10 protein-coding genes are annotated in these 15503 nt (G+C 71.4%); 8 read left to right on the top strand and 2 right to left on the bottom strand.

The window, feature by feature from the left end; genetic code table 11:
* The first annotated feature begins 16 nt into the window (after positions 1-16).
* The 6 genes from ACFIF2_RS06605 to ACFIF2_RS06580 all read left to right on the top strand — a co-directional run bounded on the left by ACFIF2_RS06605 (position 17) and on the right by ACFIF2_RS06580 (position 8082).
* Positions 17-988 (top strand): hypothetical protein, encoded by a 972-nt coding sequence (locus ACFIF2_RS06605; RefSeq protein ID WP_395571551.1) that lies wholly within the window; start codon positions 17-19, stop codon positions 986-988.
* A gap of 141 nt (positions 989-1129) precedes the next feature.
* Positions 1130-2239: a multiple monosaccharide ABC transporter substrate-binding protein gene (chvE, locus tag ACFIF2_RS06600; RefSeq protein ID WP_395571550.1), complete on the top strand. Its 1110-nt coding sequence runs from the start codon at positions 1130-1132 to the stop codon at positions 2237-2239.
* A 32-nt stretch (positions 2240-2271) separates the two neighbouring features.
* Entirely contained in the window at positions 2272-3822 is a 1551-nt protein-coding gene (mmsA, locus tag ACFIF2_RS06595) for a multiple monosaccharide ABC transporter ATP-binding protein (protein ID WP_395571549.1), read from the top strand.
* Positions 3819-5063 carry a multiple monosaccharide ABC transporter permease gene (mmsB, locus tag ACFIF2_RS06590; RefSeq protein ID WP_395571548.1) on the top strand — a complete coding sequence of 415 codons (1245 nt, stop codon included), beginning with the start codon at positions 3819-3821 and terminating at the stop codon, positions 5061-5063. Before mmsA ends, mmsB begins: the two co-directional genes overlap by 4 nt.
* A 68-nt stretch (positions 5064-5131) precedes the next feature.
* A complete protein-coding gene (locus ACFIF2_RS06585) occupies positions 5132-6280 on the top strand; it encodes an aldose epimerase family protein (protein WP_395571547.1) in 1149 nt (382 codons plus the stop codon).
* Between the two features lie 137 nt (positions 6281-6417).
* On the top strand, positions 6418-8082 hold the full coding sequence (locus ACFIF2_RS06580; protein WP_395571546.1) for a pyridoxal phosphate-dependent aminotransferase: 1665 nt from the start codon (positions 6418-6420) through the stop codon (positions 8080-8082).
* Positions 8083-8102: 20 nt separating this feature from the next.
* Here ACFIF2_RS06580 and ACFIF2_RS06575 read toward each other — a convergent pair whose 3' ends face one another.
* The gene (locus tag ACFIF2_RS06575) at positions 8103-9068 is read right to left on the bottom strand and encodes an arabinan endo-1,5-alpha-L-arabinosidase (RefSeq protein ID WP_395571545.1); all 966 of its coding nucleotides are present in this window, start codon (positions 9066-9068) and stop codon (positions 8103-8105) included.
* Between the two features lie 285 nt (positions 9069-9353).
* On the opposite strand from ACFIF2_RS06575, the gene ACFIF2_RS06570 reads away from it, so the two are divergent.
* The gene (locus ACFIF2_RS06570) at positions 9354-10922 is read left to right on the top strand and encodes a PstS family phosphate ABC transporter substrate-binding protein (protein ID WP_395571544.1); all 1569 of its coding nucleotides are present in this window, start codon (positions 9354-9356) and stop codon (positions 10920-10922) included.
* A 280-nt stretch (positions 10923-11202) separates the two neighbouring features.
* The gene (locus tag ACFIF2_RS06565; protein ID WP_395571543.1) at positions 11203-13965 is read left to right on the top strand and encodes a beta-galactosidase; all 2763 of its coding nucleotides are present in this window, start codon (positions 11203-11205) and stop codon (positions 13963-13965) included.
* Between the two features lie 12 nt (positions 13966-13977).
* Here ACFIF2_RS06565 and ACFIF2_RS06560 read toward each other — a convergent pair whose 3' ends face one another.
* A complete protein-coding gene (locus ACFIF2_RS06560; RefSeq protein WP_395571542.1) occupies positions 13978-15483 on the bottom strand; it encodes an alpha-N-arabinofuranosidase in 1506 nt (501 codons plus the stop codon).
* Positions 15484-15503 lie beyond the last annotated feature (20 nt).

Genomic DNA, 15503 nt, shown 5'->3' with positions numbered 1-15503 from the left:
ACACTAAGGACAGCTTGTGACCGACGCTTCCGCCAAGGCCGCCGCACGCAGGCCCGGTGAGCAGGCGCTCACCGCCCTCGGCCTGGCCGCGCCCGCCCCCGACCCCGCCGACTCCTCCCCGCACTCCTTCCCCGGCGGCGGCCGCTGGCGCACCGAGATCCCCTCCTGCGAGGGTCCGGAGGCCCTGGGGGTGGTCCTGAAGGAGTCCTCGCGGCTGGACGTGCCGATCCACCGGATCAGCCAGGGCAGCGGCGTGTGGATGCTGACCGACGCCGAGATCACCGAGATGGTCGAGGCCACCGCCGAACGCGACATCGAGCTGTGCCTGTTCACCGGCCCGCGCGGCACCTGGGACATCGGCGGCTCCACCCGCACCGACTCGGGCGGCGCGGGCCTGAGGGCGCGCGGCCACGACGCGGTCGCCGGGTGCGTCGAGGACGCCGTACGCGCCACCGAGCTGGGCGTCAAGTGCCTGCTCGTCGCCGACGAGGGCGTGCTGTGGACGCTGCACCGGGCGCGGGCGGCCGGGATCGTCCCGGCGGACACCACCCTCAAGCTGTCGGCGCTCGTCGGGCCGGTCAACCCGGCCTCGTACGCGGTGTACGAGCGTCTTGGCGCCGACTCCGTCAACGTGCCCAGCGACCTGACGCTGGATCACCTGACCGAGATACGGCGGGTTTCGGCCGCGCCCATGGACATGTACATCGAGGCTCCCGACGACCTCGGCGGCTACGTGCGGATGTACGAGGTCGCCGAGCTGATCCGGCGCGGCGCCCCGCTGTACCTGAAGTTCGGCCTCTCCAAGGCGCCCGGCCTCTACCCGTACGGCCACCATCTGCGGGAACTGACACTGGCCACCGCGAAGGAGCGGGTGCGGCGCGGCCGGCTCGCCCTGGACCTGCTCGCGCGGCACGGGGCGGACGGGGACATGGCGCCGCTCGGCACCCGGGCCCCGGGAGCGCTCAACCGGTTCGAGATCTCGTCATAACGTTCCGGAAACTCCCTTCACAAAAGAAGACACGACCGCGCACAATCCCACACACCTGCCTCTCGGTCGCCCCACCCTCAGCTTCCTTCGCGTCCTGGCACCACCAGACCGAGCCCTGCACCCACATCAAGGATGATGACCATGCGCAACCGCAGAGCCGCACTCGCCGCAATGGCCTCCGCCGCCTCCCTCGCCCTCACGCTGACCGCCTGCGGCCAGAACAGCGAGGGCGGCAGCGAGGAGGACAAGGGAGGTTCCCAGGGCGGCACGATCGGCATCGCGATGCCGACCAAGTCCTCCGAGCGCTGGATCGCCGACGGCGCCAACGTCGAGAAGGAACTGAAGGCCAAGGGCTACAAGACCCAGCTGGTCTACGGCGAGGACGACCCCGACCAGCAGGTCTCCCAGATCGAGAACATGATCACGCAGGGCGTGGACGCCCTGATCGTGGCCGCGATCGACAACAAGTCGCTGGGCAACGTGCTCCAGCAGGCCAAGGACGCCGAGATCCCGGTCATCTCCTACGACCGGCTGATCCTCGGCACCGAGAACGTCGACTACTACGCCTCGTTCGACAACGAGAAGGTCGGCGAGCTGCAGGGCGGTTACATCGTCGACAAGCTCGGCCTGAAGGACGGCAAGAAGGGCCCCTTCAACGTCGAGCTGTTCGCCGGCTCCAACGACGACAACAACACCAAGTACTTCTTCCAGGGCGCGATGAACGTCCTCAAGCCCTACATGGACAAGGGCGACCTGGTTGTCCGGTCCAAGCAGACCGCCCTCAACCAGGTCACCACCCTGCGCTGGGACGGCGGCACCGCGCAGAAGCGCATGGACGACCTGCTCACCTCCAGCTACCGCAGCGCCCGGATCGACGCGGTGCTCTCGCCGTACGACGGCATCTCCATCGGCATCCTGTCCGCCCTGAAGTCGGACGGCTACGGCTCCAAGGCCAAGCCCATGCCGGTCGTCACGGGCCAGGACGCCGAGGTCGCCTCGGTGAAGTCGATCATCGCGGGCGAGCAGACGCAGACCGTCTACAAGGACCTGCGCCAGCTCGCCAAGGTCGCCTCGAACATGGTCGACGCCGTCCTGAACGACAAGAAGCCCGAGACCAACGACACCAAGTCCTACGACAACGGTGCCAAGGTCGTCCCCGCCTACCTGCTCCAGCCGGTCAGCGTCGACAAGGCCAACTACGAGAAGGTCCTCGTCGAGGGCGGCTACTACACCGCGGACGACCTCAAGTAACCGGGCGAGACCAAGGATTGGAAGGCACGACCATGGCGGGACCCGTCCTGGAAATGCGCTCGATCGTCAAGACCTTTCCCGGTGTCAAAGCGCTGTCGGACGTCACACTGACCGTCCGCCAGGGCGAGGTCCACGCCATCTGCGGGGAGAACGGCGCCGGCAAGTCGACCCTGATGAAGGTCCTCTCCGGCGTCCACCCGCACGGCAGTTACGAGGGGGACATCCTCTTCGAGGGCGAGACCTGCCGGTTCAAGGACATCCGGGCGAGCGAGCAGCGCGGCATCGTGATCATCCACCAGGAGCTGGCGCTGGTGCCGTATCTGTCCATCGCGGAGAACATCTTCCTCGGCAACGAGCACGCCAAGCGCGGACTGATCAACTGGAACGACACCCTCCGGCACGCCACCGAACTGCTGCGCCGGGTCGGCCTCGACGAGCACCCGGAGACCCGGGTCGCCGACATCGGGGTGGGCAAGCAGCAGCTGGTGGAGATCGCCAAGGCGCTGTCCAAGAAGGTGAAGCTGCTCATCCTCGACGAGCCGACGGCGGCGCTCAACGACGAGGACAGCGGCAAACTCCTCGACCTGATCCTCTCGCTGAAGGAACAGGGCATGACCTCGATCATCATCTCGCACAAGCTGAACGAGATCCGCCGGGTCGCCGACTCGGTCACGATCATCCGCGACGGGCAGTCCATCGAGACGCTCGACGTCAAGGCGGCGGAGACGACCGAGGACCGCATCATCTCCGGGATGGTCGGCCGCGACCTGGAGAACCGCTTCCCCGACCGCACCCCGCACCAGCCGGAGAAGGGGGCCTCGCCGGCCCTGGAGATCCGCAACTGGACCGTGCACCACCCCATCGACCAGCAGCGCAAGGTCGTCGACGACGTCTCCGTCGAGGTGCGGCGCGGCGAGATCGTCGGCATCGCGGGCCTCATGGGCGCCGGCCGCACCGAGCTGGCGATGAGCGTCTTCGGCCGCACGTACGGCCGGTACGCGGGCGGCACGGTCCTCAGGGACGGCACCGAGATCCGTACGAAGACCGTCCCGGAGGCGGTGAAGCACGGCATCGCGTACGTCACCGAGGACCGCAAGCACTACGGCCTCAACCTCATCGACACCATCAACCGCAACATCTCGCTGACCGCGCTGGGCAAGGTGGCCAAGCGGGGCGTGGTCGACGAGCACGGGGAGCGGCAGGTCGCCGAGGGCTACCGCAAGTCGATGAACATCAAGGCGCCGACCGTCTTCGAGCCGGTCGGCAAGCTGTCGGGCGGCAACCAGCAGAAGGTCGTCCTCAGCAAGTGGATCTTCGCGGGTCCCGAGGTGCTGATCCTGGACGAGCCCACGCGCGGCATCGACGTGGGCGCCAAGTACGAGATCTACACGGTCATCGACCAGCTGGCCGCCCAGGGCAAGGCGGTCGTCTTCATCTCCTCCGAACTGCCGGAGCTGCTCGGCATGTGCGACCGCATCTACACGATGGCCGCCGGACGGCTCACGGGTGAGTTCTCACGGGCCGAGGCCTCGCAGGAAGCGCTGATGCGTCAGATGACGAAGGACAAAGAGGTAACCCGATGAGCACGGATGTGACCGCCAAGTCGCCGGCCCCCGCGCCGGCCGGGAAGGGCGGGTCGGCCGGCGGCGACGGCCTGCTGCGGCTGATGCTGGACGGCATGCGCCGCAACATGCGGCAGTACGGCATGCTGATCGCGCTCGGCCTGATCGTGGCGCTGTTCGCCGTGTGGTCCGAAGGCGACCTGCTGCTGCCGCGCAACGTCTCCAACCTGGTCCTCCAGAACAGCTACATCCTGATCCTCGCGATCGGCATGATGCTGGTGATCATCGCGGGCCACATCGACCTGTCGGTCGGCTCGCTGACGGCGTTCATCGGGGCGATGGCCGCCGTGCTGATGGTCGAGCAGGACATGGCGTGGCCGCTGGCGGTGGTGCTCTGCCTGGCCATCGGCGCGGTCGCGGGCGCGGTGCAGGGGTTCTTCATCGCCTATCTCGGCATACCGTCGTTCATCGTGACCCTCGCGGGGATGCTGCTCTTCCGCGGTCTCACCGAGATCTTCCTGGAGGGCCAGACCCTCGGCCCGTTCCCGAAGGACCTGCAGAAGATAGCCAACGGCTTCCTGCCCGAGGTCGGCCCGAACACCAACTACCACAACCTCACCCTGCTGCTGGGCTTCGCGCTGATCGCGTTCGTGGTCTACCAGGAGGTCCGCGACCGCAAGCGGCAGCAGGAGTTCGCGCTCGAGGTGCTGCCGGCCAAGCTGTTCGCGCTCAAGCTGGTCGCCCTGGTCTCCGCCGTCCTCGTCGTCACGCTGCTGCTCGCCAGCTACAAGGGCGCCCCGATCGTGCTGCTCATCCTCGGCGTGCTGGTCGTCGGGTTCGGCTACCTGATGCGCAACGCGATCATCGGCCGCCACATCTACGCCATCGGCGGCAACCTGCCCGCGGCCAAGCTGTCGGGCGTGAAGGACAAGAAGGTCACCTTCCTGGTCTTCCTGAACATGGGCATGCTCGCGGCCCTGGCGGGTCTGGTCTTCGCCGCCCGCTTCAACGCGGCCTCGCCCAAGGCGGGCCTCAACTTCGAGCTGGAGGCCATCGCCGCCTCGTTCATCGGCGGCGCGTCGATGAGCGGCGGCGTCGGCACGGTCCTCGGCGCGATCATCGGCGGTCTGGTCCTGGGCGTGCTGAACAACGGCATGAACCTCGTCGGCATCGGCACCGACTGGCAGCAGGTCATCAAGGGCGCGGTGCTGCTGGCGGCGGTCGGGTTCGACGTGTGGAACAAGCGCAGGGTCGGTTCGTAGGTCACTCCGGGCCCCGCCTGACCGACAGGCGGGGCCCGCTTCTTTTCACGGAAGTAGAGGAGCCGCACATGGAGCTGAGCAGACGTACGGTCATCGCGGGCGCCGCGGCGGCGGGGGTCACCGCCTCCGCGCTCGGCGGCACGGCACACGCCACGGGAGGCAGGAAGCCGGTGAAGGAACTCTTCGGCAAGCTCGCCGACGGCACGAAGGTGTACCGCTGGTCGCTGGAGAACGGCGGCACGCGGATGAAGGTGCTGTCGTACGGCGGAGTGGTGCAGTCCCTGGAGATACCCGACCACCGGGGCCGCTACGAGAACGTCTCCCTGGGCTTCGACGACCTCGACGACTACGTGGCGTCCAGCCCCTACTTCGGCGCCCTGATCGGCCGCTACGGCAACCGCATCGGCCGGGGCCGCTTCACCCTGGACGGCACGGCGTACCAGCTCTCCGTCAACGACGGCGAGCAGAGCCTGCACGGCGGCGCCCAGGGCTTCGACAAGCGGGTGTGGGACGTCGAGCCGTTCGCCACGGGCTCGGACGTCGGCCTGGTCCTGCACTACACCAGCGTCGACGGCGAGATGGGGTACCCGGGCACCCTCAGGGCGAAGGTGACGTACACCCTCACCCGGGGCGGCGACTGGCGGATCGACTACGAGGCGACCACCGACAAGGCCACCGTCGTCAACCTCACCAGCCACGTCTACTGGAACCTGGCCGGCGAGGGCAGCGGCACCATCGAGGACCACGAGCTGTCGATCGCCGCCTCCCGGTACACCCCGACCGACGCGGGCCTGATCCCGACGGGCGAGCTGGCGAAGGTGTCCGGCACGCCCTTCGACTTCCGGCGGGCCAAGCCGATCGGCCGGGACCTCCGCGACGCCCACCCGCAGCTGGTCACCGCCAAGGGCTTCGACCACAACTGGGTGCTCGACAAGGGCGTCACCGACCGCCCCGAGCACATCGCCACCCTGCGCGACCGCGCATCGGGCCGCACCCTGCGCATCGCCACCGACCAGCCCGGCCTGCAGTTCTACTCGGGCAACTTCCTCGACGGCACCCTGACCGGCACCGGCGGCTCCCTCTACCGCCAGGGCGACGCCCTGTGCCTGGAGACGCAGCACTTCCCGGACTCGCCGAACCAGCCGTCGTTCCCGTCGACCGTGCTGCGGCCGGGGCAGACGTACCGGACGACGACGGTGCACTCGTTCGACGCGTGAGAGCCGTCCGACGACGCGGGAGAGCCGCCTGACGGCATGCCGTGGGCACACTTTCTTCACACGCGTTGAACGGCGTCACATCCGCCTCCGTATGTAAGGACGGCCCGCGCGGGCCGCTCTTACATACGGAGGTCCCCTTGTCCGGCAACGTCACCTCGCTGTTCCGCGGCACCGCGGCGCACAGCCCGTCGATGGCGGCGCTGACGCGGGAGAGCGGCGGCGGCGCGGGCGCCGGCCCGGTGGACTTCTGCATCCCCTGCAACCCGTATTTCCCCACCCCGGCGATGTTCGACGAGATGGCCGGGCGGCTGCGCGACATCATCACGTACTACCCGAGCGGCGCCGACACCATCACCGCCGAGCTGTGCGGCCTGCTCCAGCTCCCCCCGCAGTGCGTGGCGATGGGCAACGGCTCCACGGAGCTGATCACCTGGCTCGACCACCTGCTGGTCCGCGAGTCCCTCGCCGTCCCCGTGCCCACCTTCGGCCGCTGGACCGACCAGCCGATGGAGACCGGCAAGCGGGTCGACATGTTCCCGCTCCAGGAGGCGGGCGGGTTCGCCCTCGACCTCGCGCGGTACGCGGAGTTCGTCCGGGCCCGGGGGACGCGGGCGGTGGTGGTCTGCAACCCCAACAACCCCGACGGCGGCTACCTGCACAAGCAGGCGCTGGTGCGGTTCATGGACGCGATGGCCGACCGGGACCTGGTCGTCGTCGACGAGTCCTTCCTGGAGTTCGCCGACGCCGAGGCGGAGCCCAGCGTGGTCCAGGAGGCGATGCTGCGGCCCAACGTCGTCGTCCTGCGCAGCCTCGGCAAGAACTTCGGCCTGCACGGCGTCCGCTTCGGCTACCTGGTCGCCAATCCGGCGCTCGCGGGCCGGGTGCGGGCCATGCTGCCCAAGTGGAACCTCAACTCCTTCGCGGAGCACGTGGTGTTCATGCTGCGCGACCACGGACCCGAGTACGCGCGGAGCCTGCACCAGGTCCGCCGCGACCGCCTGGAGATGTCCGGCCGGCTGGCCGCGCTGCCCGGCCTGACCGTCTACCCCTCGCAGGGCAACTTCCTCTTCGTACGTCTCCCCGTGGGCGCCGAGGGCACCGTCGTGCGGGACCGCATGCTCACCGAGCACCGGGTCCTGGTCCGTGAGTGCGGCAACAAGATCGGTTCGTCCAGCCGCTTCCTGCGTCTCGTGGTGCGCCCCCAGGCCGACGTGCGTCGCCTGGTGTCCGGCCTGGAACAGGTGCTCTACGGGGCCGGGAGGGGAGCCGCCGTGCCCGGGCCCGCTTCGGGGACCGGCTACAGCTCGGGCACGGCGGCGGTGGACCGCCTGATGAGCCGGACCAACGGCGCGGGCCTCGGCGCGCTCGCCGACCGGGCCGCCGCCGGCCCTCCAGGTCCCGCAGCCGTTCCGGCCGCCGCTCCGGCCGCCGCCGCGGCCGTCGGCACCGGCATGCCGCTCCCCGCCGCGGTGCCCGTCGCCCCGGCGGCGGCAGCCGCCCTCGGCCCGATGCCGGCGCCCTACCCGCAGCCCGCACCCGCACCCACACCCGCCCCGGCTGCTCCGGCTCCCATGGCCCCGGCTCCGGTGGCCCCTGCCGCCGCCGTGGCCGCGTACCCGGCGTACCCGGCGTACCCGGCGTACCCGGCGCCCGGCGGTCCCACCCCGCCCGGCGTGCCCGCCCGCGGTGGCCTGACGGCCGCCCAGGTCAGGGGCACCAACGGGCTGGAGTCGGTCCCGGCGACGGGCTGGCCGGGACCGCGGGACTGGCCGGACCCGGCGGGCATGCCCCGTACCGGATGAGCCCGGGGCGGCAGGCCCGCTCAGTAGGCGACGGGCCAGCCGCTGCTCCAGTTCAGGAGGTTGATGCCGAGCTTGGACGTCCCGTTGTCGTTGCCGTCGTAGTAGTGGTAGACGATCAGGTCGCCGTCGACGTCCTTCATGATCGACTGGCCGCCGGGGCCGATGACGCTGCCGTGCGACTCCAGGACGGGCGTCCCGCCGTTGTTCATCATCGAGACGCCGTCGCGGTCCCGGTAGGGCCCGGTGACGCTCGTCGCCCGGCCCACCTTGACCTTGTACGTGGAGCTGGTGCCCGCGCAGCAGGTGTCGTAGGAGGCGAAGAGGTAGTAGTACCCGTTCCGCTTGACGATGTACGGGGCCTCGACGGCCTTGGTGCCGGTCGGCCGGGAGGCGAGGGAGCGGCGGGCGGTGTCGGAGGCGTGCTGCTTCCCGGTGGACGGGTCGAGCCGGATCATCTTGATGCCGGTCCACCAACTGCCGAAGGACAGCCACCACTTGCCGTCGTCGTCGACGAAGAGGTTCGGGTCGATGGCGTTGTGGTCGCTGGACGCGTTCGACGCGTGGACGATGCCGTAGTCGCTCCAGCTGCCGGGCTGCCCGGTGGTGGACCCGGCGAGCCCGATGGCGGACGTGTTGGAGCCGAACGACGAGACGGAGTAGTACATCAGGTACTTGCCGCCGTGGTAGGAGATGTCGGGCGCCCACGCCTCCGGGACGGAGGAGTAGCGCGACCACCAGGCGGGCCGGGACCCGAAGGCGTCCGCGCCGGCGGCGAAGGCGGTGCGGTCGGCGGAGGTCTTGCTGCTGACGCCGCCGCCGGTGGCGTAGAGCTGGTACTGCCCGGACGCGGTGCGGATCATCGTCGGGTCGTGCGTGACGACGGAGCCGGTGACCCGGCCCGGGCCCGGGTAGGCCGACGCCGTGGTGGGGACGAGGGCGAGCAGGGCGGCGGCGGGGAGAGCGAGGAGTGCGGCTCTGCGACTCATGGGGGCGCTCCTGATTCCGTGGGGTCGGTCGATCGCTCCCTGTTCCTTGTTCCGTATCTCGAACAGCGATCGCCTTTTCGGACGGGAACGTAGAATCGAACCCCTTGCGCGTCAATGGTCCGCGCGGCAACGGCAACCAACGTCCGGAAAACACCCCGGGCCCCAGATGACACATCGGTGAATTCCTGACGCCTGGTCAGCACTGGTGTTCCGAGGGGCACTCCGGCCCCGACAACATGGCCTCCCCATCCATGTGCGTCCTGTCGCGGGAGTCGGAGTCGGGTCATGAACGGTGTCTCGTGGGAGTCGGTGATCGCCGTACTCGGCCTCGCCGTGCCCGTAATCGCCGCCCTGTGGGAGTTCTTCCTGGCGGGCCGCAAGCGGCTCGGCTACCGCGTCCAGATGGACACCAGCGTCCGGGACTCACGCACCTCCACCGGACCGGTGGCCGGGGCGCTGCGGCGCATGCAATGGGACGGCGTCAACCTGAGGGACCCGTCGGTCGTCCTGCTGCGCATCGAGAACATCGGCTGGAGCCCGATCGTCGAGGAGGACTACGTCGCCCCCGTGGACGACCCGGTGGGCGTACGCGCGGCGTTCCCGGGCCGCCGCGTGGTCGGCATGGTCGTGACGGAGTGCAGCCACCCCGCGCTGCGCGACTTCTTCCGGGCGGGCACGCCGGGCCTCGGGGCGGACGACGGTGTCATCACGCTGCCCAAGGTGAAGCTCAACCGCCGTGCGCACTACAAGGTGCTGGCGGTCCTGGACCGGCTCCCCGGCACCCCCGGGGACGACGACCTGCCCGAGCCGGAGATCGCCGCGGGCGTCGTCGGAGGGGTGCGCGGCGGGACCGTCAAGAAGACCGAGTACTACCCCTTCGCCTCCCGTCCGGTCCGCTGGCTGCTCGCCCTGCTGGTACTGGTGAGCACGGCCCAGTCCGTGTCCACCTTCGCCCGGGACGACGACGCCCGGGCCGCGCCGCTGGACTGCGCCGAGGGGACGCTGCACCTGTCCGGTTCCACCGCGTTCCGGCCGGTGCTGGAGCGTGCCGCCCGGCAGTACGTGAAGACCTGCACCGGCGCCCGCATCCCGCTCACCGACACCTCCTTCAAGGGGAGCGTCCCGGGCCTGGACGCCCTCGCCTCGGCGGGCGCCGAGGCCGCGCCGAAGGACGGGCAGGGCCTGGGCGACCGGCTCGCGTTCAGCGACGGCCCCAAGTCCGACGGCCGCCCGCAACTGCTGCCCAGACCGGTCGCCCTGTCCCTGTTCACCCTGGTGGTCGACAAGGACGCCGGGGTCCGGGACCTGTCGCTGGAGCAGGTCAGGCGGATCTACGCCGGAGAGATCACCAACTGGAGCGAGGTCAGGGGCAACGACCTGCCCATCCAGCTCGTCAGCCGCAATCCGGGCTCCGGCACCCGCACCACGCTCCAGGAGCAGGTCCTGAACGGCAAGCCGCTGCTCGCAACCACGGCCAACGACTGCACGAGCCTGGACGCCAGGAGGCCGGGCCGCTGCGAGGTCGGCGACACCCCCGGCCTGCTCGACACCGTGGCCTCGGTCCCCGGCGCCCTCGGCCACAGCGAGGTCGGCGCCGCCACCGCCCGCGACGACGTCCGGACCGTTCGCATCGACGGCTACCCGGCGACGCTGGAGGGCGCCGACGAGGGCGCCTACCCCTACTGGCAGACGGAGATCGCCTACACCTACGGCGAACCCCCGGCGGACTCGATCGCCGCGGGCTTCCTGCGCTACCTCGCCGACGAGGTCGGCAAGGACGTCATCCGCTCCCAGGGCCACCGCCCCTGCGCCGAACTCGACAAGCCCCTGCGGTGCCGGCCGAGCGGCTCGTGACCGGTCCCCCGCGGGGCGCCGGGGCCCGCTGAGCCGGGGCGGGGGCGGGAGCGGGGGCGAGCAAGGCGGTGGATCGGGCGAACGCGCGACATGCATGTCATGTTCAGGACATACGCGGTCGCATCGTATGCACGGCGACCGGACGCGCACCAGGTCGCACTTCGGCCATTTACCGCATCACCGCTCCGGTTGTGGAGAATGGCCCGGCGACACGGCGTCGGCCCCGGCGCGGCACCGGAGACGACGCGGCACCCGAAGTACGGCAACAGGAGAGGCTCCCTTGGAGCTCAGCAGGCTCAGCAGACGAGCGTTCAGCGCCCTGGCGGGCACCACCGTCCTCGGTCTCGCGCTCGGCGGCAGCGTCAGCAGCCAGGCGCTGCCCGGCTCGGGCGCCCGCGGCCCCGTGCCCACCGGACCGCCGCCCGGCCCGCCCGGCGCCGACGGGGAACGCCACCACGTCGCCCTGGACCGGTACTCCCTGCTGGTCGACGGCAGACGCCTGGCGCTGTGGTCGGGCGAGCTGCACCCCTTCCGGCTGCCGAGCCCCTCCCTGTGGCGGGACGTGCTCCAGAAGATGCGGGCGTACGGCTACAACGCGGTCGGCGTCCGCCTCGCCTGGAACCAGCACTCCCCCGTCCCCGGCCGGTACGACTTCACCGGCGTCCGCGACCTGGACCTCTTCCTGCGCACGGCCGCCGAGACGCGGATGTACGTCGTCCTGGACCCCGGGCCGGTCATCGGCGCGGACGTGGACGCCGGCGGCCTGCCCGGCTGGCTGACGGCCACCGGGGCCGGTGCCGGGAGCGGCGATCCCGCCTACCGCCGCCACGCCGACGAGTGGCTGCGGCGCGTGAACGCCGTGGCCGCCCGGCACCTGTTCACCCGGGGCACCGGCACCGTCCTGCTCTACCGCGCCGACGCCCCGGTCCACGCCCACCTGCGCGACCGGCTCCGCGCCGACGGCATCGACGTCCCCCTCCTGCCCGCCGGCCGCCCCGCCGCCCGGGACGGCCGGGAGCGGCCCCGGGACGCCGCCGAGGTGCGGCGGGTCCGCCTCGCCCGGCTCGCGGACGGGGTCACGCCGCACGACACCGGCACCGCGTTCGGCGGCACCTCCTGGGGCTGGCTGTCCGCCCCCTCGGCGCCGACGCCCGCGTACGACCCCACCGCACCGATCGACGAGGCCCGCCGGCCCACGCCCCGGCTCGCCCCGCTCCACCAGCTCGGGCACCTGCTGCGCCACGTCCCCGACTTCACCCGGCTCGACGAGGCCCCCGGGGTCAGGGCCGCCGACGCCCGCCTGCGGGTACGGCACCTGGTCAACCCGGACACCGGCACCCACGCGTACGTCGTGCGCAACGACTCCGCCGCCGACGTCACCTCGACGCTGCCGATGGGCGGCACCGACGTCGAGGTCACCGTCCCCGCCCGGGACGCCCGGCTGTACGCGACCGGGCTGCACGTGGGCTCGGGCCGGAAGCTGGCGTACGCCACCGTGCAGCCGATGCTGACCATGAGCGCCGGACGGCTGGACATCGCCGCCTTCGTGGGCCGGGCCGGGGAGCAGGCGCACCTGGTGCTGGACTGCCCGCACGAGCCGTGGCCGACCCGGCTGGACGAGGAGGCGGCCTGGGCGTACGACCACGGGAAGCTGCACGTCACCGTGCCGCTCGCGGAGAACCGGCTGACCCGGGTCCGGATCCGCAGCGGCGAGTCCGACCGCACCACCCTGCTGCTCTTCGCCGACGACGCCGCCTCGCTGCGGCTGTGGCCGTACGAGACCCCCTCGGGCCGGGTCCTCGTGCACGGCCCGGCCCTGCTGCGCGACGTCGCCCTGGACGGCGCCACGATCCGGCTGACCGGTGACACCGTCGAGGAATGCGAGCTGGAGGTCTGGGCGCCGCGCGGCATCACCGACGTGACCTGGAACGGCGACGCGGTGAGCACGTCGGTCAGCCGCGCCCACAGCCTGCTGGCCACCTGGCGGCTGCCCGGCGTGCCCGAGCTGGTGCTGCCCGCGCTCGACGGCTGGCGGCGGCGCGCGGAGAACCCGGAGTCCGCGCCCGACTACGACGACTCGGGGTGGACGGTCGCCGACCGGCGGACCCCGCGCGGCACGACACCCGTGCCCGACGGGCAGCCCGTGCTCTTCGCCGACGACTACGGCTTCCACTACGGCGACGTCTGGTACCGGGGCCGGCTCACCGGCGCCGCGGGCCTGGAGTCGGTGTCCCTCGGCTGTGCCACGGGCGCGCGGGGGATGCTGATGGCCTGGCTGGACGGAGAGCCGCTGGGCACGCACCACATGGGCGGCGAGGACGACGGCACGGGCACGTGGACCGACACGGCCCGCCTTCGGCTGCCGGAGGATCTGCGCGGGGCGCGGCGCGCGCGGCCCGACCGGGGTGCCGCGGCCGTCCTGTCCGTCCTGGTCCGGCGCACGCAGCACGGCCAGGACGGGTACCGGGCGGCCCGCGGGCTGACGTCGGCCGCCTTCGAGGGCGCCGCCGCGCCCGAGGTGCGCTGGCGGATCCAGGGCGCGGCGGCCCCCGACCCGGTGCGCGGGCCGCTCAACCACGGCGGGCTGTACGGGGAGCGGTGGGGCTGGCACCTGCCCGGGTACGACGACGGCCGCTGGGAGGCCGTGTCCCTCCCCCCGAAGGACACGGCCTCCCCCGAGGCCGGGCGCCAGGGCGTCACCTGGTACCGGACCACCTTCCGGCTGGACGTGCCGCCGGACGTCGACGCCTCGGTCGGGCTGGTGCTGGACGACGCCCCGGGCGACGACCACCGCGTCCAGGTCTTCCTCAACGGCTGGAACATGGGCGAGCACGTGGCCGGCCGCACCGGCGGGCCGAGCACCTTCGTCCTGCCGGGCGGCATCCTGCGCACCCGCGCCGCCGCCAACACCCTGGCCCTCGCGGTCCTGTCCGGCCCCGGGACGCCCCCGGCACCGGGGACGGTACGGCTGGAGCTGCTGGGCAGCGCGGCCGGAGGGGTGCCGGTGGCACCGGTCGCCTCTCCCGGCCCGCGCCGCCGCTGAGCCGGCCGGGGGTCAGCGCAGCCGGATCACGTTCCAGGACAGCGGCTCCAGTACGGCGCTCAGTCCGCCGTCCCGCAGCGTCGTGCCCTCGACCTGATGCGGGAGGACCCGCTCGGGCTCGGCGAGCGTGTTGCGGGCGTCCGGGTCGGCGTCCGCGAGGGCGCTGTGCTCGACGACCTCGGTCAGTTCCAGGCCGCTGAGGGCGACGTCGAGCGGCAGGGGCTCGGTGCGGGAGCGGTTGACGGCGAAGACGGTGACCGAGCCGTCCTCGGCGCGCACGGCGGTGGCGTGCAGCAGGTCGGTCTCGCCGTACTTCTTCGTCTCGTACGTCGGGGAGTCCACCCGGACGTCGAGGACCTCGCCGCGCCCGTACCTGGACGCCTGGGCGAAGGGGAAGAAGGTCGTCTGGCGCCAGGCGGGGCCGCCGGGCTCGGTCATGATCGGGGCGATGACGTTGACGAGCTGGGCGAGGCAGGCCACGGTGACGCGGTCGGCGTGGCGGAGCAGGGCGATCAGGAGCGAGCCGAAGACGACCGCGTCCATGACGCTGTAGTTGTCCTCCAGCAGGCGGGGCGCCTCGGGCCAGTCCAGGGCGCTGACCTCGGCCTGGGTCTTAGCCATGTACCAGACGTTCCACTCGTCGAAGGAGAGGTTGATCCTCTTCTCGGATTTCAGGCGGGCGCCGATGTGGTCGCAGGTGGCGACGACGTTCTCGATGAACGACTCCATGTCCACGGCGGAGGCGAGGAAGGAGTCGACGTCACCGTCGTGCGGTTCGTAGTAGGCGTGCAGGGAGATGTGGTCGACCAGGTCGTACGTCTCCTGGAGGACCGTCGCCTCCCACTCGGCGAAGGTCTCCATCGACTGGCCGGAGGAGCCGCAGGCGACGAGTTCCAGGTCCGGGTCGATCTGGCGCATGGCGCGGGCGGTCTCGGCGGCGAGGCGGCCGTACTCCTCGGCGGTCTTGTGGCCGGTCTGCCAGGGGCCGTCCATCTCGTTGCCCAGGCACCACAGGCGGATGCCGAAGGGGTCCTTGTCGCCGTGCTCGGCGCGCAGGTCGGACAGGGCGGTGCCGGAGGGGTGGTTGGCGTACTCCTGGAGTTCCAGGGCCTCGGCCACGCCCCGGGTGCCGAGGTTGACCGCCATCATGGGCTCGGCCTGGGGGCCGACCTTCTTGAGGAAGGCGATGTACTCGGACAGGCCGAAGCGGTTGGTCTCCGTGGAGCGCCAGGCGAGGTCGAGGCGGCGCGGGCGGTCCTCCACCGGACCGACCGAGTCCTCCCACTTGTAGCCGGAGACGAAGTTGCCGCCGGGGTAGCGGACGGCGGTCACGCCGAGTTCGCGGACCAGGTCCAGCACGTCGGTCCGTATGCCGTCGGCGTCGGCGCTGGGGTGGCCGGGTTCGAAGATGCCGGTGTACACGCAGCGGCCGAGGTGCTCCACGAAGGAGCCGAACAGCCGGGGGTTGACGTCGCCGACGGTGAAGGCGGGGTCGAGGGTGAAGCGGGCGGTGCGCATCTTTTCCTTTCGAGGGGGGT

Source organism: Streptomyces sp. BK79 (assembly GCF_044142145.1).
Classification (GTDB): domain Bacteria; phylum Actinomycetota; class Actinomycetes; order Streptomycetales; family Streptomycetaceae; genus Streptomyces.
The sequence above is the reverse complement of the archived record's forward strand: the minus strand, read 5'-3'. Positions and strand labels throughout refer to the sequence as shown.